Source organism: Methylopila sp. Yamaguchi, assembly GCF_002897035.1.
Taxonomy (GTDB): Bacteria; Pseudomonadota; Alphaproteobacteria; order Rhizobiales; family Methylopilaceae; genus Methylopila.
The window spans coordinates 173,641-196,570 of record NZ_BAUX01000003.1; the positions used below are offsets into that span (position 1 = coordinate 173,641).

A 22,930-nucleotide genomic window follows, 5' to 3' on the forward strand; every position below is an offset into this window, starting at 1 on the left:
AACAATGGGCGCGGGCGCCACGCTGATGAAGGAGCTAACGGTCGACAAGAAGCGCGGCTTCTTCGTGAACCACGACCTCGCGGGGGACGAGGTTCCGGTCCACGCCGACATCCCGCACCAGGAGGTCGTGTTCCTCGACGAGACGGATCCGTACTCCTTGCCGATGAAGGCGAAAGGGGTCGGCGAGCTCGGCATCTGCGGCGTGGCCGCGGCGGTCGCGAACGCTATCCATAACGCCACGGGGGTGCGGGTGCGCGACTACCCAATCACGCTCTACACGGCGCCGCGGCGTTACCGGAAGGCTGACCAAGATACATGTCCGCTGACGACGCGCCAGGAGATGACTGCTCCTGGCGCGAAACGGCGGCGGACATGTGGCCGTTTCCAATCCTTCATTGGATTGCATGTTCAGGCGGCGCGCGCCTCGTCGGCCGTGCAGGCCAAGCATATCTGCTCGACATGGCGATGGTCGGTGCCGCAGCAGCCGCCGAGCACGGTGAACTGTCCGTACCGCCGACGTATATCGCGGTACTCGCGCCCGAGCTCGCCCGGATCGCCAGCGTCAAGATCAGGGGATGCGTCGAGCTCGGCATGACTGCGCTTCGATGCGTTGGCGCGCAGCCCACGCAGCCGCTGAATCCACGCTCCGTCCGTTTCAAAAGCCTGGGTGAAATGAGTGGGGTGGGCGCAGTTGATCTCGAAATAGGCTGCGGCCCCGCCGGTCGCGTCGTCGATGGCGGCCACCGCGTCACGGAGCGACATACCGGTCGCCAGCCGGCCGTCGGTTTCGAGAGTAAACGAGATCGCGACCGGCATTCCGGCCTCAGTCGCCGCCCGAACGATGCCGATCGCCTCAGCCGCATATGACAGCGTGAAGGCCGCGACCATGTCCGCGTCGCTCGCCGCGAACGAGGCGATCTGGGCTGAATGATAGGCTTGCGCCTCCTCGACCGACATCATGTCGTCCGGGCGATAGCCATCGCCCCTTGGGCCGATCGTCCCGCTGATCACCATCGGTGAGGCGGGCGTCTCGAAACGCTCCCGCAACCTGATGAGCATCTCGATTGAGCGACGGTTCACCACGTCAAGCGCCGCCGCGTTGTAGCCAAGCTTTTCGCCCCAATCCCGATTTGCGCGCCATGTCGGAGTGTCGAGGATGAAGCCTAGACCCGAGCCCCGCGCGATCTCGGCGAATCGCGCGCATTCCTCCGCAAGCCGTGCCTCGCCATCTTCCGCATCCATGAGGATGAAAGCGGCGAAGTAAGGCAACTCCACGCCCTGGTGAAAAATGAGCGTGGTCTCTAATCCCCCTGCCGTGAGAAACAGTTTGTCGGAAAGCTGAGGAAGAGCGCCTTTGTATTTAGCCATGACTTTGACCCATCGTGATGGATAACGTTATGAATCATCGGGTGATGACGATTTCCGCGTAGTCTGAGGCGATGCGCGCCGAGCTGTCGCGCGTCGTGTCGAAGCGCGCGATCGTTGCGAGCAGGTCGCGTTCAAGCTCGGCCTGGCCTGCGCGATCCAAGGCCAGGAACGCCTTGTGGACCGGGCCGTAGAAGGTGCGGAAAACGTCCACGAACTGCTCGGGAGAGCGGTAGCGGAACAGGAAGGTCCGGCGTTCGATTGCGATTGAACGCGCGCGGGCGGCGAAGGTCTTCTCGATCCAGTCGCTGGAGCCCCAGAGCGCCGGCGAGTTGACGCCCCCCGGCGGGGGAACGTGCTTGCCGATCGTCTTGAACACCTGCCCGATGAAGCTTTCCGGCGTCCAGTTGGCGAGGCCGATCCGGCCGCCGGGCCGGCAAACGCGGAGGAGTTCGCTTGCCGCCCGGGCCTGGTCGGGGGCGAACATCACGCCAAAGGTCGAGACCACGGCGTCAAAACTCCCGTTGGCGAAGGGCAGCGCTTCGGCGTCCGCCTCGCGGAAGGCGACGTCATAGCCCTCGGCGGCCGCGCGTTCACGGGCGCGGTCGAGCAAAGCCGGAACGTAATCGGTGGCAACCACCTCGCAGCCCCTCCGCGCGAAGGCGAGCGTCGCGTTGCCGTTGCCAGCCGCGACGTCGAGGACTTTGGCGCCCGATGGGAGGTCCACCGCCTCGGCGAGGGTTTCGCCGACGATCTGGAGGGTGGCGCCGACAACGGCGTAGTCTCCGGAGGCCCAGGCGGCCTGCTGGCGTTGCTTGATCGTCGCGTAGTCGGCCGCAACCAATGTACAGTTCATCACCAGTCACTCCTCTGATAATCTGACGGGCGCGCTGTCGCTCACGCTCATGACCCGCGCGCGGCGGTCAGAGGGGTCGGGGGAAGCGGGGAAGCCGGCGACCGGCTACTGTCCGCGGCCGATGGATTACTCCGGGCCGTCTGCCGGACGAATGATCGCGCCGCCGGATCACTTGACCGTTCGTCCATATCTGGAGGACGCCCCCGTGACGGATCCGCTTGCGGAGGTGCTCCGGTCGGTTCGTTTGACGGGCGGCGTCTTTCTCGACGTCCGGATGACGGCGCCGTGGTGCGTGCTGTCGCAGCTCACGCCGGAGGACGTGACGCCGTTTCTGGCGACGCCCGCCCAGTTGATCTCGTATCACTGCGTCATCGATGGGCGGATGCTTGTCACCGTGGAGGGCGAGCCCGACATGGAGGTGCGCGCCGGGGAGGTCGTGCTCCTGCCCCGCAACGACGCCCACATCCTGGCGAGCGCGGCTGGCCTCGCCGCCGTGAACGCGCACGAGCTGATCCAGCCGTCAGCCGATGGCGGGCTGGCGCAGGCCTCCCACGGCGGCGGCGGCGAGCCGACCAACATGGTGTGCGGCTTTCTCGCAAGCGACGATCTCTACAACCCGCTGTTCGCCGCGCTGCCCCGACTGCTGAAGCTCGACATCCGTGAGGGCGCGTCGCGTGACTGGGTCGAGGCTTCGGTTCGGTTCGCCGCGGGCCAACTGACGCAAGGAAAGCTCGCCTCGTCCGGAGTCATGTCGCGGCTCTCAGAGCTGCTTCTGACCGAGGCGGTGCGCGAATATGCGGCCACGCTTGAAGCTCATAACACCGGTTGGCTGAGGGGCCTCGCTGATCCCCATGTCGGCAGAGCGCTCGCGCTCATACACGGCAAGCTGAGCGCGCCATGGTCGACTGAGACCTTGGCCAAGGAAGTGGCGTTGTCGCATAGCGCCTTTGTCGAGCGCTTCACGCGGCTCGTGGGCGTGCCGCCGATGCGCTACGTCATCAACTGGCGCCTGCAAACTACCAAGCTGAACCTGCAGGAGACCCGCGCTTCGATCGCCAACCTCGCCCATTCGGTTGGATACGAATCCGAGGAGGCTTTCAGTCGTGCGTTCAAGCGCGAATTCGGCTTAGCGCCTGCGCAATGGCGTGCTCGCCAAATAGCGACGCGCGACGGGGCAAGCGTGGCGAACTAGCTGAGCGTCCGCTGGCGTCACAGCCTAGCACTAACCACCACCGCAAGCCCGAGTCATGAGCTGACCCGAGGCGAACTTTCCCGGTCTAAGATTTCGGCAAATGGCCTCGGCTGACCGCGGCCTGTCGGTGCATTGGGAGTTGATGTTCACACGGCTTGTTCGGCAGGGCGGACATCGCCGAGCAGGACAAGATCCTCTCCGATGTCTCGAAACTGGTGGACGCGGGCGTTCTTCGCTCGACCCTGCGCGAGGAGATGGAGAAGATCGACGCCGCGACCCATGCCGCGCAGGAAAGCGCCCGGGCGATCGGCAAGACAGTCCTGTCCGGGTTTTGACGCGAGACCATTGAGAGGCCGCCATGAAGGTCCCGCCTATACCTGCATCGTTCTTTGGGTCGGTGCTCGGTCTCTCCGGGCTCGGCGGGAGCTGGCGCGCCGCCCATGACGCCTGGGGCCTGCCGGTCTGGCCCGGCGAGGCGCTCTATGCCGCTGCCGGGGTCGTCTGGCTTGCACTGGTCGCGCTCTATGCCGCCAAATGGGTGAACGCACGCGCTGCCTCGATCGAAGAGGCGCTCCACCCGGTCCAGTGCTGCTTCATCGGCCTCGTGGGCGTCGCCACGATGCTGGTCGGGGCCGGCGCCCTGCCGCATTCGAGGCCGCTGGCGATCGTCCTGATGGCGGCTGGCGGCCTGTTCACGCTGGGCTTTGCGGTCTGGCGCACGGGCGGGCTCTGGCAGGGGGGACGCGATCCCGCGACCACCACGCCGGTTCTGTATCTGCCGACTGTCGCAGGCAGTTTCGTCTCCGCGGCCTCGCTCGGCGCTCTAGGATATCCGGACTGGGGACAGGCCTTCTTCGGCGGGGGCCTGTTCTCGTGGCTCGCGATCGAATCCGTGCTGATCCACCGCCTGCTGACGGCCGATCCGTTGCCGCCGCCGTTGCGACCGACGCTTGGCATCCAGCTCGCGCCAGCCCCTGTCGGGGCGCTTGCCTATCTCTCCGTGACGCAGGGACCGCCCGACGTTCTCGCCCACGCGCTTCTCGGATACGGCGTCCTGCAGGCGCTGGTTCTTATCCGGCTCCTGTCCTGGATCATGAAGCAGCCCTTCGCGCCGTCCTACTGGGCCTTCACCTTCGGCGCGACCGCGCTTGCGTCGACGGCTTTGAAGCTCGTCGCACGCGGCGACACAGGCCCCGCGGCCGCGATCGCGCCTGTGCTGTTCGTGGCGGCGAACTTGGTGGTCTGCTACGTGTCGATCCGATCCACGATGCTTTTCCTGCAGTCTGCACGCCGGACGCCCGCGGCTGTCTGATGTCTGCAAGAGGGCGCTAGATCGAGGACCGCTAATGACGCAGCGCGAACCAGCGGCCGCGCGGTGGCTGGCCCAATCAACGAGGAGGCTAACCTCGAGCGCTTGTTCGCAACGGCCCGGCGTGTCTGTCGATTGCAGCTGAGATGGCCACGCGGAGCCAACCTGCCTAGCCAACCGACCGGCGCCGTCAGCGCCGGTTCAGGCCAGGTTTTAGAGCGAAGTTCTAGTGTTCGACGAAATGCCCAAGCGCAGCCAAGTCGTCCAGTCTACCGAGGCCGGCTTGTTTGAAGCCCTCTTTCTCAGTCCCGTCGTAGACCTTCGCCCAATCGATGATCCAGACGGAGCCGGCGTTCGCAGCCTGGGCGGCGCGCAGCGATCGGTCCACTTCGCGGGTCCAGATGCTCGCCGCCAGCCCGTACTCATTGTCATTGGCGGGCCGGATCGCATCGTCTCCAGCACAGGAAGGGCCGCGTAGATATCGGCGTGGTTGAAGACGCTCATGGGCGTCTTCCCGCGACCTCATGCCAACCCGCTTCAGATGTTTCGCGCCCGCGCCGCTGATCGGCGGCCGGTGCGCGTCGAGACGGTCGCGACATCCATCGGCTATGTCGTATATTTTTTCCGAGCGCCTCGCCTTCAGTCGTCGGGCGTCCGACACTTCCATGCCGCCGTGACGCGAACGTCGGGTGTAGATCGTCGCGTCACTCATCCCGTGCTTCCGGCAGACTTCGGCGAAAGGCAATCCAGCCTGCTGCTCCAAAGTATGCCGATGATCTGCTTCTCGCGGAACCAGCTCTTCTTCATTGGCCGTCTCTCTCCTGATCGACGGACCCTCGCTCAGACCGAGGGCATTTAAGGGCGAGCTCCAGTAAGAGCCGTTCCAACCGGCGGTTCAGATCTTGCGCGGTGCGAACGGCGACAGCGTGACTGCGTTGCGCTGCGAGCTGAGACAAGTCGGATCTCGCTTTAACAGAGCCCGCATGGTCGAAGGATTAGCCGCGCGGCAGCATCGGTCGCGTTCTGCGACGGCTACCCTCATCGCGCCTAAGGAACCAGGACGGCGGCGCCGTAAACTCGGCCTGCACGAAGATCGTCAAGCGCCTGGTTGGCACGCTCGAGCGGATAACGCTTGGTGACTGTTCGGACGCCGGCCATCGGAGCGATCGCTAAAAACTCCGCAGCGTCCTGGCGGGTCAGGTTGGCGACCGACAGCACCGCTCGTTCTCCCCAGAGCAGCCGGTAGGGAAAGCGAGGCAGGTCTGTCATATGGATCCCCCCACAGACCACGCGCCCTCCTTTGCGCACCGTCTTGAGCGCAACAGGCACAAGCGCCCCGACCGGCGCGAAGACGATTGCGGCGTCCAGTTCCTGCGGACAGCTGTCTTCGGAGGCGCCGGCCCATTTGGCGCCAAGCGATAGGGCAAGATCCTGCGCCGCTTTATCGCCAGACCGAGTGAACGCGAAGACGTCGCGATGCTGCCAGACGCAGACTTGGGCAAGAATATGAGCCGCGGCTCCGAAACCAAACAGCCCTATCCGTCGGGCGTCGCCGGCCATGCGCAGCGATCGCCAGCCGATAAGCCCGGCGCACATAAGGGGCGCGGCGGCGACGGGATCGTCGTAGCCCGCGAGCGAAAAGGCGAAGTCGGACCTGACGATCGCGTGCGTCGCAAATCCGCCGTCGCGGGTGTAGCCTGTAAAAGTTGGATCGTCGCAGAGGTTTTCGCGTCCGCTCGCGCAGTAGCCGCAAGCGCCGCAGACGCCGCCCAGCCAAGGAACGCCAACGCGATCGCCGAGGCGTCGGTCCGCAACGCCTTGCCCCAGCGCTTCGATCCTTCCGACGATCTCGTGCCCCGGCGTGATTGGGACTGGCCCTTTCGTCAAATCGCCATCGACGACATGAAGGTCGGTGCGGCAAACGGCGCACGCCTCGATCTGGACCAGGAGTTCGCCGAACGAGGGGCTTGGCGTCTGCCGCTCTTCGAGCGCGAGTGAGGCTCCGCGAACTCGCAGGACCATCGCCTTCATGCCGCTTCGCCGACGTGCCGCCCGGCTGGTCTGGCGGCTTGGTCCGCTATCCATTTTTCTCGCCCGGTCTTCATGAAGACCACTGCGTCGGCGATCGACGTTGCGTAAGCGGAAATCCGTTGCATGCTCCTCGCGCACGCCAGAGCGTCGACCACAGTGTACATGGTGCGAGGAGTAAGCCTCAGCATCCGCACTGCGGAGAAGAGAACTTCGGCCCGGGCCATTCTGACCGCGCGGTCCCTTTCAAACAGGGTGCGAGCGAGACCTGGATCAAAGCTGCGCAGGGCGCCGCCGGCGATTTGCAATTGATTTGCTGTCAGTGCCAACAGCGCTGCGTATGTCCTCTCCGACTCAGGCAATTCCGGGAGCAGCTTCGCCAACTGCGGGCGCGACGCGATCTCCATCCAGAGGTCAGCTATCCGTTTGTAGGCGTCAGCAATTTCAAGAGATGCGACGATGGCCCGCGCATCGCCAGGCGAAGGCTCCCGTTGGGCCAAAAGCGTGAGCGCGAAGTCGACGCAATCTCGCTCCGCCTCGCTTATCCGCTTCCGGCTTTCGGCGGACCGCGCGCTCTCGAGGACGCGGCCTTCGAGAAAGGCGCGAGTTCCATGCGTGACCAATTTTTCCACGGCGCCACCGATGCAGGCGACGCGGTTGGTCAGTTCGGCAGTCGGATCGGCCAAGGAGTTCATGGTGCGGCTTATAGCGAAGGCCACTAGACCTCATGCTGCCTTGGCTTGTTCCGTTGACTTGTCACGAACCTTTTGGACGATCGCTTCGGCTTCGCGACCATATTCCTCCATGGTGCGCTGCATGAAGCTTGACTGCTTTTCGAAGGCTTGGGCGGGATCCTTACAGGTCAGTAGGTTGGAGAGAAACTCCGCCTGCGCCTCCAAGCGTCGGCTCCCGAAATGCAACGCTTCGATCGTAAACGCAGTGGAAGCCGACAGCATGGATCGCCACGCGCCAAAGGCGAGCTTGGGCGAGAGCATGTCGGCGAAAGGCGGCGCGGAGCCATTGCTCGCGGTTGAACGGATTGTTTCGCTTGTCGGCATATGAGCCTCCTGTGACGCTCGGCGGATCGCTGAGGGCGCTCATCGTGGGGGCCTGTCGAAGCGAGGTCTTTGATCAGGATCAAGATCGGTTGACCGCCGAGCTTGGCTTCAAGGCGCATCTGGCCGGCAGTGTTGGATAGCTCGCGTCAACCGAAGCTATTGGGTGTCACCGTTCCAGAACGTAGGCCCCAGGCGCCGGCGCAAGGCTTTCCCGCGGCGCGCGCGCAGCCGCGTGCCCAGACGAGTGCGTTTTCATCCAGTCGGACCAGAGCGGCCACCATGAGCCATCTCTTGCTTCGTGAGACGAGCGCCAGTCATCCGGATCCCGATATGGGTCCTCCCGCGTCGCGGTGCCGATGCGAGCATAGACGCCTTTATCCTGACCGGGCGCCGAGACCACGCCGCGATTATGGCCACCGGAGACGAGAGCGAACGTGACCTCGGTGTCGGTCAGGAGATTGATCTTGTAGACCGAACGCCATGGGGCGACGTGATCGCGCTCTGTACCGAGCGCGAAGATCGGCGTGCGGATATCTCCCAAGGCGATTGGCCGTCCATCGACCGTAAACCGCCCCTCGGCGAGGTCGTTCTGAAGAAAAAGGCCGCGCAAATACTCGCCATGCATGCGGGCGGGCATGCGCGTAGCGTCCGCATTCCAAGCCGAGATGTCGGTCATGGGCGTCCGTTCGCCAAGCAGATAGTCTCGGACGACTCGAGACCAGATAAGGTCGTTTGACCGCAACATCTGGAAGGCGCCCGCCATCTGTCGGGCTTCCAAAACGCCCTCGATCGACATCACGTCCTCAAGGAAGCGGACCTGGGCTTCGTCGATAAACAGCGTCAGTTCGCCCGCTTCCGTGAAGTCGACCTGGGATGCGATCAACGTAAGCGACGCCAGTCTCTCGTCGCCGTCGCGCGCCATGGCTGCCGCGCCGATGGCGAGCAGCGTTCCCCCAAGACAATAGCCTGCGGCGTGAACTCTTTCGCCAGGCGCCACGGTGTCGATCGCGTCAAGCGCGGCGGCGAGGCCGAGGCGGAGATAGTCCGCGATCCCGCGGTTCGCGTCTCCGCCGTCCGGATTGTTCCACGAAATCATGAAGACGGTGAAGCCCGAGCCAACCAGATGACGAACCAGGGAATGGGTCATCGAAAGGTCGAGGACATAGTATTTCATAATCCACGCCGGAACGATCAGCAGCGGTTCGGCCGCCACTGTGGGCGTCGTCGGCGCATATTGAATGAGTTCAATCAGTTCGTTTCGAAGGATCACCTCACCCGGGGTGGTTGCGACGTCCCGGCCGACCACAAAGTCTTCCGCCCCCACCGGGGGCTTGCCTGCAACCAGTCTTGACCAGTCTTCGTAGAGGTTTTGCAATCCCGCGTGTAGATTTTCACCGCTGCTCTCCAGCGTCGCCTTCAAGACGATCGGATTGGTCGTGACATAATTCGACGGCGCCGCCATATCGAGAAGCTGACGCGCTGCGAAGGCCACCATCTCCTGGTGATGTGACGACACGCCGGCGACGTCGTTGGTGGCGTTGTGCCACCACTGCTGCTGAAGCTGGAATGCCTGAAAATAAAAACTGAAGGGCAAACGACGCCATGCAGGGTCGGCGAACCGCCTGTCTTGCGGCAATGGCTGAATACAAAGCTCAGCGTCCGGATTACTTGCTGATCGTAGCATGAAATCGACTAGCTTCAGCGACTTCCGCAGGGCTTTGTCGACCAGGGCGATCTGCTTGCCAGGCGAGCCCGAAAGATGGAGGGCCCAGTCGAACCAAGCCTCCGCCAAGCCGGCTGGAGAGAGGCCGCCGGTCAACCGCGCAAGGCCTGCGTTGAGCGAGCGATCGATCGTCGCGCCCAACGCCGTCATGACAGGCAAATTTTCGGTCTCCGCGATCCGACGCGTCGGCGGGCTAAGATCCGGCGGCGGGGGCGCTCGGCGCGCGGCCTTCAAATTCAGCGGAGCAAGCGCGAGGTTTGTCATGGGGCCCCCCGTCGCTCATGAACGCAAATGCCGCCGTTTCATCATTGATGTGAATCAACGGCGAGGCAGAACGCCTGTGTCGGGGAGATATCGTCCGCATCCGGATGTGGTCGGACTTGGCGCCTTAGCCGCTATGCCGCTTTGGGCGTTCCGCGAGTTCGCCCCTGACTTTCTCCGGGGCGTTCCAGCTTCTCCGCACTTCCCCGGAGCCTCAATGTTTGGCCGTCTTCGGCGCCAGACGGGATCATGATGTTGAGCAAGCCTCAATCGGGAAGGGCGATCCGGGGCGGCGCTCCGCTCACGGCTTCCAGGAAGGAGATCTAGAGGGTGTAACGCTTGCGATAGCCGCCCGATGGGGCCTGGGCATGGCCAGAAGCGTCGATCTAACCGCGATCGAAGCTGGCGCGCCTGTCGGAGGCGGCCAGGATCTCGTGAGCGGCGGAAGCGGCCTTGAATTGCTCTTCGGCCTTCGCGTTGCCCGAATTGAGGTTGGGATGATGTTTTTTCGCGAGCGTTCGGAAGGCCTTCCGAAGTCACGGTGCGTGTCCATTGGGGTCTTGCGCTGCGATCGAAGGCAGGCCCGAGCGGACACTACATTGAGCGAAATCAAAGCCGCCCGGTCAGCTTGGTTGCTTTTGGTTTGCTCCGGCGCTGGGGGTGATTCCGGAGAGCGCACCTGGAAACTTGATCATGGCAGCGTCCATACCGAAGCATTGCGACTTCGCCTCCGATCAGGTGTCCAAGACATCGGCCGCCGCCGAGCCGGACCCGCCGTTCTGGACGAAGCGCCTCGACAGCACCCTGACGCGGCTGGCCGCAACGGCGTCGGGTCTCTCCACCACCGAGGCAGCGCGTCGTATCGACCTTTACGGCCCCAACGAGGCGCGCGCTCAGGTTCGCTCGAGGGTCCTCGGCAAGGTGGTGACGCGACTGTCGCAGCCGCTCGTCGCGCTCTTGCTGATTGCGGGCGTCTTGGCCGGAGCGCTGGGCGATGTTTCGAGCAGCGCGATCATCGCCGGGGTGGTGGTGATGTCGATCACCTTGGAGATCTGGCAGGAGCATAAGGCGGAGACGGCAGCCGAAGAGCTGAAGAGCTCGGTGGCGCTCAATGCAGCCGTGTTGCGGGATGGAACGCTTCAGCGGATCGCGGTCAACCGTCTCGTTCCTGGCGACGTGGTCGAGTTGAGGGCTGGCGACCTGACGCCTGCCGACGGCCTCATTATCTCGGCACAAAATATTCTCGTTGATGAGGCGGCGCTAACCGGCGAGCCATACCCCGTTCACAAGCGTCCTGGCTCAAACATGGCCTCCTCGATCGGGGACGCGGTGAACGCCTTGTTCGCAGGCTCGATCGTAATCAGCGGCTCTAGCCGGATGGTTGTTGCGAAGACCGGAGCGGCCACCGTCTTCGGCGGAGTCGCCGAGGCCCTTTCGTCCGATGAGCTGCCGACCACCCTCGATCGCGGGCTCGGCGAGCTTGGGCGTCTCCTCATCAAAATGACGCTGTTCCTCTCGTTTTTCGTAGTCCTCGCGCAGCTGACGGCGCATCGGCCGGCGCTTGAAGCCTTTTTGTTCGCGCTGGCCCTCGCGGTTGGCTTGACCCCGGAACTGCTGCCGATGGTGACAACCGTCACATTGTCCCGCGGCGCCGTACGAATGGCGAAGCGCGGCGTCGTCGCAAAAAAGCTGTCCGCGATCCACGACCTTGGAGCGTTGAATGTTCTGTGCACCGATAAGACTGGAACGCTGACGGACGCCAGGGTTGCGCTTACCTCTTACGTCAACGCGGAAGGCGCTACGAGCGCTGAGGTGCTCGTCCTCGCCGGGCTCAATGCAAGCCTTACGACGGGGGCGCGCTCTCCGCTTGACGATGCTATCGCGGCGGTTGCGCCACCGCCCACCAATGCATGCCTCATCGCAGAGGCGCCTTTCGATTTCGAACGCCGCCGCGCGTCGGTGCTCGTCGATCGAACCGGGAACGGATGATTGTCACGAAAGGCGCGCCGGAAGCGATGCTTGACGTCTGCGGACGGATGACGAAAGGAGCGAGCATAATTCCGCTCGACGAGCTGGAGCGGAGGCGCATTCTGGCCTTCGTCGAAATGAAGGCGTCCGAGGGACTACGCTGCTTGGCCGTCGCCGTTCGGGCCGCCGACCTCAATGCGCAAGCGCTCACTACGGACGATGAGCGCGATCTTTTGTTGGCCGGCTTCTGCTTCTTCGCCGACCCCATCAAAGCGTCCGCTGGAAATGCGATCGCGCGGCTTGCGCAACAGGGTGTGCGCGTCAAAATTCTGTCGGGAGATTCGCCCGCTGTCGTCGCGCATGTGGCGCGAGGGGTTGGCATCGACGCCGCTAGGGTGTTGACCGGAGCCGAGATCGCGAAAATGTCGGAGTCGGCGTTGGGCGTTATCGTCCAGCAGGTCGATCTGTTCGCCCGGCTCGCGCCCGGCCAAAAAGTCGCGGTCGTCCGCGCTCTGACAGCGACAGGGTCGACCGTCGGCTTCATGGGCGACGGGATCAACGATGCGGCGGCGATCAAGGTCGCGGACGCCGGCATCTCGGTTGACAGCGCGACCGATGTCGCCCGCGCCGCCGCTGACTTGATCCTGCTGCAGCCTGATCTCCGCGTGCTGTCGGATGGAGTAGAGGAAGGGCGGCGCACCCACGCAAACATCCTGAAATACGTTCGGATGGCGATGGCGTCTAACTTCGGAAACATGGTCTCGATGGCGATTGCCTCGGCCGTCTTGCCCTTCCTTCCACTGTCACCGGTCCAAGTTCTGCTGAACAACATGATCTACGACGTCAGTGAAGCGGGCATCCCGTTCGACAGGGTGGATGAGATTGAAACGCGTGAACCTCATGTCTGGGACATCAGGCAGATCTATCGCTTCATGCTTGTTATGGGGCCCCTATCGTCGGCGTTCGACATTGCGACCTTCGTCATACTAAGGTCTGCGTTTAGTGCGGACGTTCTCACTTTCCAGACAGGGTGGTTTTTTGAGTCGACGATCACTCAGATACTCGTGGTTTTGTAATTCGCAGCACCTCGCCTCTTTGGCTCAGCCGGCCTCATACGATCTTAATCACGACCTCGTCTGGCGCGATCTTGGTGGCTTGCGCGCTCGCGCTGACGCCGATCGGCCACGTTTTCGGCTTCGATATGCTGCCGCCGATTATCGTCGTTGCGATGTTGGCGGTCAGTCTTGCGTACCTCGCCGCGGCTGAGCTTGCGAAGATCCAGTTCCGACGGCGGGATTTGACGTTTCAACGCGGTGGACTGAACGGCGAAGCCATCTGATTCATCTGCATTGCTTTAAGCAGCTCTGAAAGACTGGCGCTAGGCTGCTAACGCATTCGGCGATGCTCTCGTGTGGCCCCGATTTTTGCGCCCCGCACTGAGGGGCGAGCCACGCGCTGCACGACTGCCGGCACCGCTCCTCGATCGCCTTTGCGCGGGCGCGTTGATCAATTGTGCCCGAATTGAAATCAGCTTGGTTTAAAACCATCAGGATGACAACGATCAGTGCAAGGACGACAAACGCGCTCAGGCCCAGCGCAAGAACGCCTCTCTTCTGTGGTCTAGGGTCAAGCCCGACGAGCTCTTCCGGACTGGAAGGCATGTCCCGAGAATGGTGTGAACCGCTCTCACCGAACGGAAGTCCGCTTTCGCCGATAGGCGCGAGGTCCGTCGACTGCGCCGAGGGACCTCGCAGCAGCGACATCTAAGCTTCCGCCTTGATCTCGATCTTTTTCAGCTGCTTCGCTTCCTTCGTCTTGGGCAGGCGGATTGTCAGGACGCCATGGCGATGGTTGGCCTCGATCTGACCGGCGTCGACGTCGTCCGGGAGCAGGAAGCTTCGACGAAACGAGCCAAAGGTGCGCTCCGAGATGTGGGCTCCTCCCTCAGTTCTCTCGTTCTCGCGCGATTTCTCGCCCTTAATGACAAGCATGTTGCTCGCAACCGACACATCAACCTGCGACGGTTCCAGCCCAGGAACTTCCGCCATAACTTTGTATTCGCCATCCGTCTCCACGATGTCGATCGCCGGCGCAAAACCATTCTGCACGCCCGCGCGTTCAACGATGCGCTCGATGGCCGGGAGTTCGATCGCGGAGGACATCCTATCGAACAGGCGATCGAAATCCCGCATCAGATGCCGGCGCACGGGCGCCGAATTGGAATCTGGACTCTGAGTCTCGATGAGTTCCTTTGACATGGCGCGCTCCTGCTGTTTGCATTTCGTTGCGCAAATCGCCCGATGCCTGCTGCAGTGTGCTCCGGACCACACGGGCGTCATGCGGTCCGGGGCATCCGCGGCGGATTAAGCAGCGACGCTGATGGCGTCGTCGACGGACTTGACGCCGGGAGCCGACCAAGCGGCCTGCTCGGCGATGCGGCGCTCCTGCCAGCTGTGGACCCGGCCGGTCAGGCTCACCTTGTCGTTTGCGACGGTGACATGGATCGCGGCGGCGTCCAGCGCGGCGTTGCGCTTCAGCGCGTCCTCAATCTTCTTCTGCACGTCAGCGGCCTTTGGTCGGTCCTTGAGCGCGATGGTATTGGTCACGCCCACGACGCCATCCAGTTTCCGCACGGAGAATTCGGCGGCCTCGCGTTGGTACTGCCAATCGGCCACGCCCGACAGGGTCACCCAGCCGCGCTCCACCTTCACCTTCACGGACGTCGGCACCTGCGTGTTCCAGTCCAGGACGTTGACGGCCCGCTTGGCGATCTCCTCGTCGCTCCGCTTGCCGTCATAGGGGTAGCGGACCTCGATTTCTTCGGCGATCGCCTTCACGCCACGGACCCGTTGCGTCGCCTTCTCCGCGGCGATCTTCTCCGCGTAGCTCGCGACGTGGCCCGTCAGCGTCACGACGCCGTCGCGAACCGCCACGCCGATATGCGCGGCGTTCACGCTGGGCTCGAACTCCAGTTCCTCTTCCACCAGCGACTTCAATCCAGCATCCGACATCTCTGCTCTCCCTTCGGGCTCGTCGGCGAGGCGTCTGCGAACGGCGGCCTTCGACGAGCGGTTCCAGGACGGCGTCCGCCGTCGTTTCGATCGATGAACCCGTGGTCTTCGGGGCGCTTTGATCTGCGTCAGCAACCGCCTGCGGGGGCGGGATCGAGATTGCGCAAGGTCAAGGACCGCCGCGGCCTCTGTAGCGACGCTGGCGGAAACCGAAGCGTGGCCAAGCCAACGGAGCCGTCCCATGCCAAAGATGAGAGCTGCGATCTTCGTCGAGCCGGGCCGGATCGTACTTGAAGACAAGCCTGTTCCCGACGTCGGGCCGCTCGACGCCCTGATACGGGTGACGACCACGACGATTTGCGGGACGGACGTTCACATCCTGAAGGGCGAATATCCGGTCTCCGGGGGTCTCACAGTGGGGCATGAACCCGTGGGCGTGATCGAGAAGCTGGGATCCGCGGTCATGGGATACGCTGAAGGCCAGCGCGTGATCGCCGGCGCGATCACGCCGAGCGGCCATTCCTACGCCTGCCTTTGCGGCTTCGGCTCGCAAGACGGGCCGCGCGAGAAGCACGGCTTCAAGCCGACGGGCGGCTGGCGCTTCGGCAATACGATCGACGGGGCGCAGGCGGACTATCTTCTTGTGCCGGACGCCATGGCGAACCTCGCCCCTGCTCCTGACGCCCTCTCGGACGAACAAGTCCTGATGTGTCCCGACATCATGTCCACCGGCTTTTCCGGCGCGGAGCGGGGAGGGGTCCGCATCGGCGACGCCGTTGCGGTGTTCGCGCTTGGCCCGATCGGCCTGAGCGCCGTGGCTGGCGCCAGACTGATGGGCGCGACCCGCATCATCGGCGTCGACACCGTGCCCGCCCGGCTGGCCGCCGCCCGACGGATGGGATGCGACGAGGCGATCGACTTTCGGGCCGGCGACCCGGTCGAGCAGATCCTGGCTTTGACCGACGGACGAGGCGTGGACGTCGCCATTGAAGCTCTTGGAACGCCGGCGACGTTCGAGGCGGCTCTGCGCGCCCTGCGTCCGGGTGGGGTGCTGTCGAGCCTCGGCGTCTATTCCAAAGATCTCACCATTCCGGTCGGCGCGTTCGCGGCGGGCCTTGGCGACCACACGATCGTCACCACGCTCTGCCCCGGCGGCAAGGAACGGATGCGCCGCCTGATGGCCGTCATAGCGTCGGGAAGGGTCGACATGCGCCCCCTTGTCACCCACCGTTTCAAGCTTGACGACATCGAGAAGGCTTACGAGCTGTTCGCGCATCAGCGCGACGGCGTCTTGAAGGTGGCCATTACGCCGTGAGCGCTCTTGGAGCGCCGGGTCGCCGACAGGGTCGGCGACGTCCCGGACGCCGACGTCAATGTGCTAAAGCGTCAGCTGCGGATGGGCGCCGGGCACATCACTTGGCCGAAGCTCACCGCGACGGGGACCGTCGCCGGTGTCGTCGATCGTTCGCAGGCCCACATCTCAAGGCGCAAATCTGTCGATCCTTAGTCAGCGCCTAGGATCAGGACGCTGCGATCCAAGTAGAGCCGTGAGATACTGCTACCCTCAATCGCGCGCCGGAAAACGCCGTACCGCGTCAATGTTTAAAGCGGTCTCCAAGGCGCCGCCGCAACCCGGGGAGGGGCGGCGCCGCGAGGCGGGGGAGCCTGATTGCCGTCAAGCCGCCGACGGCGTCCGACGCGATGAGGTGGGGTAGGGCGCTGTCAGGGCCGCAAGTCGGTCCTCCGGCGCAAAATCGTCGACGCTCGCCACGCGGAACACATGCGGTTCGCCCTCATGCTCAAGGGTCACGTACTCGTTGGTACGGAAACGGTGAGCATCCAGACGGTGGCCGGTGTCATCGTCGTCGGATCGATCAGGATCAAAATCGAACACCCAGGTCGATCCGCCCGCGCCTCCGGCTCGATGCTTCAGCAACCCGAACAGCGCCTGTTCGCCGGCCCAAAACCGGACGACCCGGCAACGTGCCCTTTCCTTCCGCCAGAGCGAAGGGTCGAGCATCCCATGTCGGTCGAGCGGAGAGACGAAGGCGTAACCATGGACCTCGCTCCCCGTGGGATGCCGAGGTTCGCGAGCCAGATGCAGCCGCACGAGCCTTAGTTTTGCGCGCGGCCGCCGGGCGCTCGGGCGCTCGACTAAAAAGCTCTGCGACGTCATCCGAGCATCTCCGCTGGTCAGGCCGCAAGCTTGGCCGCGACGGCGTAAGGCGACGTGGGCGCGACGTTGACGGTGGGGCCATTGTCCGGTTCCAGCAACGCGCGTGGCTCGGACGAACCGTTCAGCGCTGCGATACGGCTAAGGTGATCGAACCAAGCCACAGCGATCCGCGCGTTAAAACGCGTGGCCTCAGCAGCGATGGCGAGCGGGAGATCCAGGACAAGCGACTTCATGCTCAGCGCGATCAACGCGGGATCAGGTATCGCCGCCTCTGCGGTCACAGCAGCAGCTGCTGCTTCTTCGAGCGAGATCATGGGATCCTCCGTGTCTCAAAGCTGAGGCAGGATCGCCGAAGCTTGGCCTCACTGCTTTGATCCGGATCAAGGCGGCGCACGGGCCCACGGGCGAAACGGAGGTTCTCCTAGGGGAGGATCCGATGTCGCAAGCCACCATCTCAATCGTGTCAGTCGGAAAACTCGCGACGCGGGCGTCGCCCTATCAACGCATCCTCGTGCCGACGGATGGAAGCGAGCTCTCCACCTTTGCCGTCGACCAAGCCATAGCACTCGCCGCGGCGACCGGCGCCGCGATCGTCTTCGTGACGGTCAACGAGCCATTTCATCTGTTCACAACTTCAACCGAAATGATCGAGGCCTCTCGTGAGGAGTATGAGCGACGACAAGAGACGCATGCGGACCGAATTTTGGAACAAGCCGGGACCGCGGCATCGGAGGCGGGCGTGGCGTTCATTACGGTCCGGCGATGGAGCGACGATCCGTTTAGAGAGATTATCCGGGTCGCCGAAGAGCGATGCTGCGAGTTGATCGCTATGGCGAGCCACGGTCGTCGGGGGCTGTCGGCGATGATGCTCGGCTCGGTCACCAATAAAGTGCTCGCTCACTCCACCCTCCCGGTGCTTGTTCTTCGTAAGCTGGTCAATGTTTCGAAAGCGCCAGTCTACCTCGCTGAGGAATTGTCCGGCGATTCTGGACGGAGGATCGATTGATATGTTCGAGACAAGGGAACGCGCTGAAGAAGCGAAATACGTTCATCAGCGTGACGTCGCGTTTCATGTGCGCGCGCTTCGAGACCGGATGTTTGGCCGCTGGGCGGCTCGTCTTATGGGAATGAGGAACGAGGCTGTCGAACATTACGCTCGCTATCTCGCCGTGTCGGACATCGACGGAGACGACGGGCAGCTTATAATGGTTGTGAGAGAGAATCTGGCGGATTTCGGGGTGGTAGGCCACAGGGCGTCCGAGGGCCGGCTACGCCGGAAACTCGAGCGGTTCCACGACATCGCGCGAACTCATCTTGGCGCGACGCCGTGAGATGCTGGAAGGTCTTCGGAACCTGCGCGCTGTTGCTGGCGCTCTTGGCCCACCTCGTAACTTCGCCGCTCGCGATGGAGCCGCGGGAGCAACGAGGCCTCGCCTTCGCGAAAGCCAACTGCGCCGGTTGCCATGCAATCGGCAGTTCGGGGGCCAGCGCGCTGAAGGTTGCGCCGCCGTTCCGTGACCTTCACACGCGATATCCGGTCGACACGCTGGCCGAAGCGCTCGCTGAAGGCATCGTTACGGGCCATCCCACGATGCCGATGTTTCAGCTTGATAACGCTCAGATTGCAGATCTGATCGCGTATCTCAAAACACTTCAACATCGGCGCGACGAATAGAAGCCGATTAGATTCGAGGTTGATAGCTGTTGCGGAAGACCAGCTCGCATCGATTCCGCCGTTCCGGGCAGCAGGAAATCGCACATGACGCTCGCTTCATACTTGCCCTTTCTCTCTGGCGGCGTCGCCATCGGCTTCGCGGCGACGTTAATGATGATGTTAAACGGCCGTGTCGCAGGCGTGAGCGGCATTCTGAGCGGGCTCTGGCGTCGCACCGACGCGGGACCGGCGGCGAGCGCCGCGTTCACGACCGGTCTCGCGCTGGGTCCGGCGCTGTATGCGCTCGCTTTTGGTCGGGCGCCGGAGGTCCATCTCACCAGTTCGGCTCCTGTGTTGGTGATCGCCGGCCTTCTCGTCGGCTACGGCGCACGCATGGGATCCGGCTGCACCAGCGGCCACGGTGTCGTCGGGCTGGCGCGGCTGTCGCCGCGCTCAATTGTGGCCGTCGCGGTGTTTCTGGCGACGGCGATCGCCACCGTCGCCCTCATGCGCATCGGAAGCGCGTTATGAACAGCGCGCGCGTCATCGCGACCGGTTTGAGTGGTCTGGTGTTCGGTTTTGGGCTTGCCCTCTCGGGCATGCTAGACCCGGCGCGGGTCCGCGGTTTCCTGGACGTTTATGGCGCGTGGGACCCGAGCCTCGCTTTCGTGCTTGGCGGGGCGGTCTCAGTCGCTTCGATCGGCGTTTGGCTCTCGCGTCAGTTGCGGCGACCGATCTTCGACGAGAGCTTCCACCTGCCGCACGGGCGTACGATCGACGGAAAGCTCGTCGGGGGCGCCGCAATTTTTGGCGTGGGCTGGGGCCTGGCTGGACTTTGCCCCGGGCCGGCCGTCGCCTCAATCACGCTCGGCGCGCCGGCGACGCTGCTGTTCCTGGTCGCAATGGTGGCAGGAATGATGGTTCATGACCGTGAAGCCATTCGTCTGGTCGGCTCGGCGGGGCGACAGGGCCGCTGTCGGCCAACATGAACGGCGCCCCGACCATAGGGACGCCGCGGATTGATCGCTCTTGCAGGGCCCATCGGTTTACACAGTCCGGCTCCGCACCAGACTCCGCGGTGATGCGGACTTACGCAGGTGGCCCAGGGCGGGGGAAGGCCTTCTCCACCTGACCGGAATGGGGTTTACGTTTGTGTGCTTTGCTCAGATGTCACGTCATCGGAGTTGCCTCGACATGTATGCTGCCAACATTTCCCATCATTGCCTGCAGCACGTTCACAATAGTATTCGACAAACGTTCACCGTCCCTCAGACATGGATCGTTGGTCGATAGACTTGCGACGAATAGGTTCGCTGCACTTGCGATTTATATCAGATCTTTTTTTATTATATGTAATGTCAGGTCGCGTCGCATCAAATAAGCGCCCATTTTGTCTGTAAATCTGATCTGACGTATTGATTTGGATCAAGATATGGCTTCTGTGGCTAGGGAACTTCATACCTCTAAATCGTTTCGATAAAATTCAGATTGTTGCGGCTCACGCGACTTGGTGGCGGGTCGTAACTGCGCATGCAAGCGTCCCGGGCGAAAAAATAGCAAGACACTCAGCTTCATTTGAGAGTTCTTATGCAAATTTTGTCCTGCCTATCACCAAGAAGGCGTGAAGAAAATATTCCGCTCAGGCGTCGTTGAGCCAAGTCAAGGCGGCGGATCAGGTTCAGCCCGAAGGTTAGACAAGGATCGACCACGGGAGACTACGATGCCTCTCTCGACACAACCCACAGCCAGTTTTGCGAGCATCCTCGTCCATTTCGATTTGACGCCGCAGTCAAAGTCTCGCGGCAGGCTTGCAATGGGGATCGCCGCCGACTTCGGCTCCCATCTCATCGGCGTCGCGGCCGAACAGATGCTGGTGCCGATCTACACAGACATGACGCCGAACGTGTCCGTGACGTTGATGGATGACGAGAGGGCGCGGGTCGAAAGCGACCTCGCCGCCGCCAGGGCGAGCTTCGTCTCCACTGTCGGCGCCGGGAACAATGTCGAATGGCGTTCTGACATCAGCGACCCTCGGCGCTTCCTGGCCGAACAGGCGCGCGCCGCGGATCTCGTGGTGGTGGGTCGAAAAGCTGGCGGCGACCCTCGAGATGGAGGGCTCGGCGTATCGCCCGGCGCGGCGGCGATGGAGTGCGGGCGCCCCATACTCGTCGCGCCGCCGAAGATCGATCGGCTCTCAGCCAAGCGCGTCGTGGTCGCCTGGAAGGACACGCGCGAAGCGCGACGCGCCATCCGGGACAGCATGCCGTTCCTACAGAGGGCTGAGGAGGTCCTGGTGGTGAGCGCGACGCTGGAGCTCCGAGATCGCGGCGCGGAGGACGTCGTCAGCTATCTCGGCCGTCATGGCGTCACGGCGCGTTCCGTCGTGCGCGCCGGCGAGATCTCCTCGATCGCGGGTGAGATGCTCGAGGTCGCCAGGGAGGCGGAAGCCGGACTGATCGTGTCCGGGGCCTACGGGCACAGCCGGACCCGCGAGTGGATCTTCGGCGGCGTCACCCACGACCTGCTGCAGAATTCGAACGTCTGTCTGCTGATGTCGCACTGACTCTTCAAGATAGAGTATTGTAATGGTGGATCCAATCACATCGTCAGAGGCGGTACGCTCGCCGCATCACCTGCGGCACCTTTAGTTGTTGGCGACTGAGCGACCATAGGCGCGCCGCGCGTGATGGGAGGGGCATGTGTACAAGCCAAATTTTGATCGCATGGTCAGGCGCTTGCTGCTCGTAGTCGGCGGCCTCTTACTTTTGGCAGAACCTGCCACGAGCGACGAGACGACCGCATCCGTCGAGCGCGGCAGACAAATCGCGCAGGACAATTGCTCAACCTGTCATGCCATTGGAACCTCGGGAAACAGCCCGCTCGACGGGGCGCCTCCGTTCCGCAAGCTCCACAACAGCTATCCGGTGGAGCAGCTTAGCGAGCTGTTCATCGAAGGCGTCGCCAGCCCGCATTCGGCCATGCCTGATTTCCACCTGGATCAGGATGAAAGCAATGATATGGTCGCCTACCTCAAATCCCTTGAGTGACAACAATCGCCATAGGCTCGGACTCCGGCTGGACGCCGTGTTTGACGTGACGAAGCGCGATCTGGGACAAAGATCTCGCGAAAGCCGCGCCTGAGATCGGCCGGCAGCCTGGGATGTCGGCCGCCGAAAGCCACAAGCGCATCATCGAAGAGGTGCGGAAACAGTACGTCTTACCGTAGCGACCTTCGGAACAGCGCAAGCGACAAGGCGAAAAAGGTTGAGCCGATGGCCACTAGCGCGAGGAGTTGCGGCCAGACCACGTCGACGCCGGCGCCGCGGTAGAGCACGCCCTGGGCTAGCATGACGAACTGGGTGTTGGGCGCTGCCAGCATCAACGTCTGGACGGTGTCGGGCATGCTCTCGCGTGGCGTAGTGGCGCCCGACAGGATTTGCAGGGGAAGCAGCACCAGCATGAGCAGCATGCCGAACTGAGGCATGGATCCAGCGAGCGTTGCAAGGAATACGCCGAGCGAGGTCGTGGCGAACAGTTGAAGAGCAGCGCCGAACAGGAAAAGCCAGACCTTACCCTGGACCGGGATCCCGAGGGCGCCCTCCACCACTACGTAGACCGAGAACGCAGTCGCGGCGAGCACCACGCGCCCATGGACCAGATCTTCGAGATCATGATCTCGGCGGCGGTGATGGGCATGACCAGAAGGTGCTCGATCGTGCCATGCTCGCGCTCCCGGATGAGGGCTGCGCCCGCAAGCACGATCGACAGCATGGTGACATTGTTCATCACGTTCATCACGGCGCCGAACCAGGCCTTCTCGAGTCCGGGATTGAAGCGGACCCGGCTCGCCAGATCGACCGGCGGCGCGGCGGATGTCCGGTAGCGGTCGGCGAAGCCCTTCACCTCGTCGGCCACGATCGTCTCGACGTAGCCCGCTCCGCTGAACGCCTGCGTCATGCGGGTGGCGTCGACGTTCAGCTGGATCGTGGGCGTCCGTCCCGCCAGCAGGTCGCGCTGGAAGTTGGGCGGTATGTCGAGGGCGAATGCGATCTCCCCCTGGTCCATCAGGTGGTCCATCGCGCCCGTGTTGATCAACTGGGGCGCGGTGAAGTGAGGCGCGTAGAACGCGGCTGCGATGCGGGCCGACACTGGCGAGCGATCTTCGTCCACGATCGCGATCGGCGCTCTGTTCAGCGTCTCCGGCGCCGCCCTCGACTGCGCGTAAACCGAGAGCGTGAAGGAATAGGCGATCAAGATCAGTAGCATCGGATCGCGCGCCAGACCGCGCAGCTCCTTCACGCCAAGCTGAAGAATGTTGGCGGCGCGCAT

The 22,930-nt window shown here is 63.3% G+C and carries 25 protein-coding genes and 4 pseudogenes; 15 read left to right on the plus strand and 14 right to left on the minus strand.

What is annotated here, in order from left to right; genetic code table 11:
- Nucleotide 1 precedes the first annotated feature (1 nt).
- A pseudogene (locus METY_RS05080) lies at nucleotides 2-274 on the plus strand (xanthine dehydrogenase family protein molybdopterin-binding subunit); the annotation flags it as partial.
- 134 nt (nucleotides 275-408) lie between these two features.
- Here METY_RS05080 and METY_RS05085 read toward each other — a convergent pair.
- Nucleotides 409-1,368, minus strand: a complete 960-nt coding sequence (locus METY_RS05085; RefSeq protein ID WP_103120298.1) for a homocysteine S-methyltransferase family protein — start codon at nucleotides 1,366-1,368, stop codon at nucleotides 409-411.
- A gap of 34 nt (nucleotides 1,369-1,402) precedes the next feature.
- Entirely contained in the window at nucleotides 1,403-2,221 is an 819-nt protein-coding gene (locus METY_RS05090) for a class I SAM-dependent methyltransferase (protein ID WP_103120299.1), read from the minus strand.
- Nucleotides 2,222-2,426: 205 nt separating this feature from the next.
- Here METY_RS05090 and METY_RS05095 point away from each other — a divergent pair, with 205 nt between their 5' ends.
- From METY_RS05095 to tehA, 3 genes are all read left to right on the plus strand, one after another.
- Nucleotides 2,427-3,413, plus strand: coding sequence for an AraC family transcriptional regulator (locus METY_RS05095; protein WP_103120449.1), 987 nt, complete (start codon nucleotides 2,427-2,429; stop codon nucleotides 3,411-3,413).
- Nucleotides 3,414-3,568: 155 nt separating this feature from the next.
- Nucleotides 3,569-3,748: a hypothetical protein gene (locus tag METY_RS05100; protein ID WP_103120300.1), complete on the plus strand. Its 180-nt coding sequence runs from the start codon at nucleotides 3,569-3,571 to the stop codon at nucleotides 3,746-3,748.
- Between the two features lie 23 nt (nucleotides 3,749-3,771).
- Nucleotides 3,772-4,725 carry a dicarboxylate transporter/tellurite-resistance protein TehA gene (tehA, locus tag METY_RS05105; protein WP_103120301.1) on the plus strand — a complete coding sequence of 318 codons (954 nt, stop codon included), beginning with the start codon at nucleotides 3,772-3,774 and terminating at the stop codon, nucleotides 4,723-4,725.
- 223 nt (nucleotides 4,726-4,948) lie between these two features.
- Here the strand turns inward: tehA and METY_RS21355 are convergent, their stop codons facing one another.
- The 7 genes and pseudogenes from METY_RS21355 to METY_RS21745 form a co-directional block, all read right to left on the minus strand.
- A complete protein-coding gene (locus tag METY_RS21355) occupies nucleotides 4,949-5,248 on the minus strand; it encodes an aldehyde dehydrogenase family protein (RefSeq protein WP_244593532.1) in 300 nt (99 codons plus the stop codon).
- Nucleotides 5,249-5,344: 96 nt separating this feature from the next.
- Nucleotides 5,345-5,529: pseudogene (locus METY_RS21360) on the minus strand (transposase); the annotation flags it as partial.
- Nucleotides 5,530-5,769: 240 nt separating this feature from the next.
- Nucleotides 5,770-6,753: a zinc-dependent alcohol dehydrogenase family protein gene (locus METY_RS05115; protein ID WP_103120302.1), complete on the minus strand. Its 984-nt coding sequence runs from the start codon at nucleotides 6,751-6,753 to the stop codon at nucleotides 5,770-5,772.
- On the minus strand, nucleotides 6,750-7,445 hold the full coding sequence (locus METY_RS05120; protein WP_103120303.1) for a phosphate signaling complex PhoU family protein: 696 nt from the start codon (nucleotides 7,443-7,445) through the stop codon (nucleotides 6,750-6,752). The genes METY_RS05115 and METY_RS05120 overlap by 4 nt, the downstream gene beginning before the upstream one ends.
- A gap of 30 nt (nucleotides 7,446-7,475) precedes the next feature.
- A complete protein-coding gene (locus METY_RS05125) occupies nucleotides 7,476-7,808 on the minus strand; it encodes a phasin family protein (protein ID WP_103120304.1) in 333 nt (110 codons plus the stop codon).
- A gap of 166 nt (nucleotides 7,809-7,974) precedes the next feature.
- Nucleotides 7,975-9,795 (minus strand): alpha/beta fold hydrolase, encoded by a 1,821-nt coding sequence (locus METY_RS05130; protein ID WP_103120305.1) that lies wholly within the window; start codon nucleotides 9,793-9,795, stop codon nucleotides 7,975-7,977.
- 383 nt (nucleotides 9,796-10,178) lie between these two features.
- Nucleotides 10,179-10,313 (minus strand): annotated as a pseudogene (locus METY_RS21745) (DnaJ domain-containing protein); the annotation flags it as partial.
- A 172-nt stretch (nucleotides 10,314-10,485) separates the two neighbouring features.
- On the opposite strand from METY_RS21745, the gene METY_RS05140 reads away from it, so the two are divergent.
- From METY_RS05140 to METY_RS05150, 3 genes are all read left to right on the plus strand, one after another.
- Nucleotides 10,486-11,781, plus strand: a complete 1,296-nt coding sequence (locus tag METY_RS05140; RefSeq protein ID WP_103120306.1) for an HAD-IC family P-type ATPase — start codon at nucleotides 10,486-10,488, stop codon at nucleotides 11,779-11,781.
- The gene (locus METY_RS05145; RefSeq protein ID WP_160147306.1) at nucleotides 11,778-12,836 is read left to right on the plus strand and encodes an HAD-IC family P-type ATPase; all 1,059 of its coding nucleotides are present in this window, start codon (nucleotides 11,778-11,780) and stop codon (nucleotides 12,834-12,836) included. Before METY_RS05140 ends, METY_RS05145 begins: the two co-directional genes overlap by 4 nt.
- A gap of 74 nt (nucleotides 12,837-12,910) precedes the next feature.
- Nucleotides 12,911-13,099, plus strand: a complete 189-nt coding sequence (locus METY_RS05150) for a hypothetical protein (RefSeq protein ID WP_103120308.1) — start codon at nucleotides 12,911-12,913, stop codon at nucleotides 13,097-13,099.
- Between the two features lie 424 nt (nucleotides 13,100-13,523).
- On the opposite strand, the gene METY_RS05155 is transcribed toward METY_RS05150, so the two are convergent.
- Together METY_RS05155 and METY_RS05160 are read right to left on the minus strand one after the other, a co-directional pair.
- Nucleotides 13,524-14,018, minus strand: coding sequence for an Hsp20/alpha crystallin family protein (locus tag METY_RS05155; protein ID WP_160147307.1), 495 nt, complete (start codon nucleotides 14,016-14,018; stop codon nucleotides 13,524-13,526).
- 105 nt (nucleotides 14,019-14,123) lie between these two features.
- Nucleotides 14,124-14,771 (minus strand): BON domain-containing protein, encoded by a 648-nt coding sequence (locus METY_RS05160; protein ID WP_103120310.1) that lies wholly within the window; start codon nucleotides 14,769-14,771, stop codon nucleotides 14,124-14,126.
- 241 nt (nucleotides 14,772-15,012) lie between these two features.
- Between METY_RS05160 and METY_RS05165 the strand changes: the two genes are divergently transcribed.
- Entirely contained in the window at nucleotides 15,013-16,086 is a 1,074-nt protein-coding gene (locus tag METY_RS05165) for an NAD(P)-dependent alcohol dehydrogenase (RefSeq protein WP_103120311.1), read from the plus strand.
- Between the two features lie 360 nt (nucleotides 16,087-16,446).
- Here METY_RS05165 and METY_RS05175 read toward each other — a convergent pair whose 3' ends face one another.
- Both METY_RS05175 and METY_RS05180 read right to left on the minus strand, forming a co-directional pair.
- On the minus strand, nucleotides 16,447-16,947 hold the full coding sequence (locus METY_RS05175) for a hypothetical protein (protein ID WP_200819601.1): 501 nt from the start codon (nucleotides 16,945-16,947) through the stop codon (nucleotides 16,447-16,449).
- A gap of 17 nt (nucleotides 16,948-16,964) precedes the next feature.
- Nucleotides 16,965-17,261 (minus strand): hypothetical protein, encoded by a 297-nt coding sequence (locus METY_RS05180; RefSeq protein WP_103120313.1) that lies wholly within the window; start codon nucleotides 17,259-17,261, stop codon nucleotides 16,965-16,967.
- A 122-nt stretch (nucleotides 17,262-17,383) separates the two neighbouring features.
- Here METY_RS05180 and METY_RS05185 point away from each other — a divergent pair, with 122 nt between their 5' ends.
- The 7 genes from METY_RS05185 to METY_RS05215 all read left to right on the plus strand — a co-directional run bounded on the left by METY_RS05185 (nucleotide 17,384) and on the right by METY_RS05215 (nucleotide 21,648).
- Nucleotides 17,384-17,953: a universal stress protein gene (locus METY_RS05185; RefSeq protein WP_103120451.1), complete on the plus strand. Its 570-nt coding sequence runs from the start codon at nucleotides 17,384-17,386 to the stop codon at nucleotides 17,951-17,953.
- Between the two features lies 1 nt (nucleotide 17,954).
- Nucleotides 17,955-18,278 (plus strand): ATPase inhibitor subunit zeta, encoded by a 324-nt coding sequence (locus METY_RS05190; protein WP_160147308.1) that lies wholly within the window; start codon nucleotides 17,955-17,957, stop codon nucleotides 18,276-18,278.
- Complete coding sequence (locus tag METY_RS05195) at nucleotides 18,275-18,622, plus strand: c-type cytochrome (protein WP_244593523.1); 348 nt, start codon at nucleotides 18,275-18,277, stop codon at nucleotides 18,620-18,622. The genes METY_RS05190 and METY_RS05195 overlap by 4 nt, the downstream gene beginning before the upstream one ends.
- A gap of 84 nt (nucleotides 18,623-18,706) precedes the next feature.
- Entirely contained in the window at nucleotides 18,707-19,132 is a 426-nt protein-coding gene (locus tag METY_RS05200; RefSeq protein ID WP_103120315.1) for a YeeE/YedE family protein, read from the plus strand.
- The gene (locus METY_RS05205) at nucleotides 19,129-19,590 is read left to right on the plus strand and encodes a YeeE/YedE family protein (RefSeq protein ID WP_103120316.1); all 462 of its coding nucleotides are present in this window, start codon (nucleotides 19,129-19,131) and stop codon (nucleotides 19,588-19,590) included. Before METY_RS05200 ends, METY_RS05205 begins: the two co-directional genes overlap by 4 nt.
- Nucleotides 19,591-20,414: 824 nt before the next feature.
- Nucleotides 20,415-21,164, plus strand: coding sequence for a universal stress protein (locus METY_RS05210; RefSeq protein ID WP_103120317.1), 750 nt, complete (start codon nucleotides 20,415-20,417; stop codon nucleotides 21,162-21,164).
- Between the two features lie 136 nt (nucleotides 21,165-21,300).
- The gene (locus METY_RS05215) at nucleotides 21,301-21,648 is read left to right on the plus strand and encodes a c-type cytochrome (RefSeq protein ID WP_103120318.1); all 348 of its coding nucleotides are present in this window, start codon (nucleotides 21,301-21,303) and stop codon (nucleotides 21,646-21,648) included.
- Nucleotides 21,649-21,818: 170 nt separating this feature from the next.
- On the opposite strand, the pseudogene METY_RS05220 reads toward METY_RS05215, so the two are convergent.
- Nucleotides 21,819-22,930 (minus strand): annotated as a pseudogene (locus METY_RS05220) (ABC transporter permease).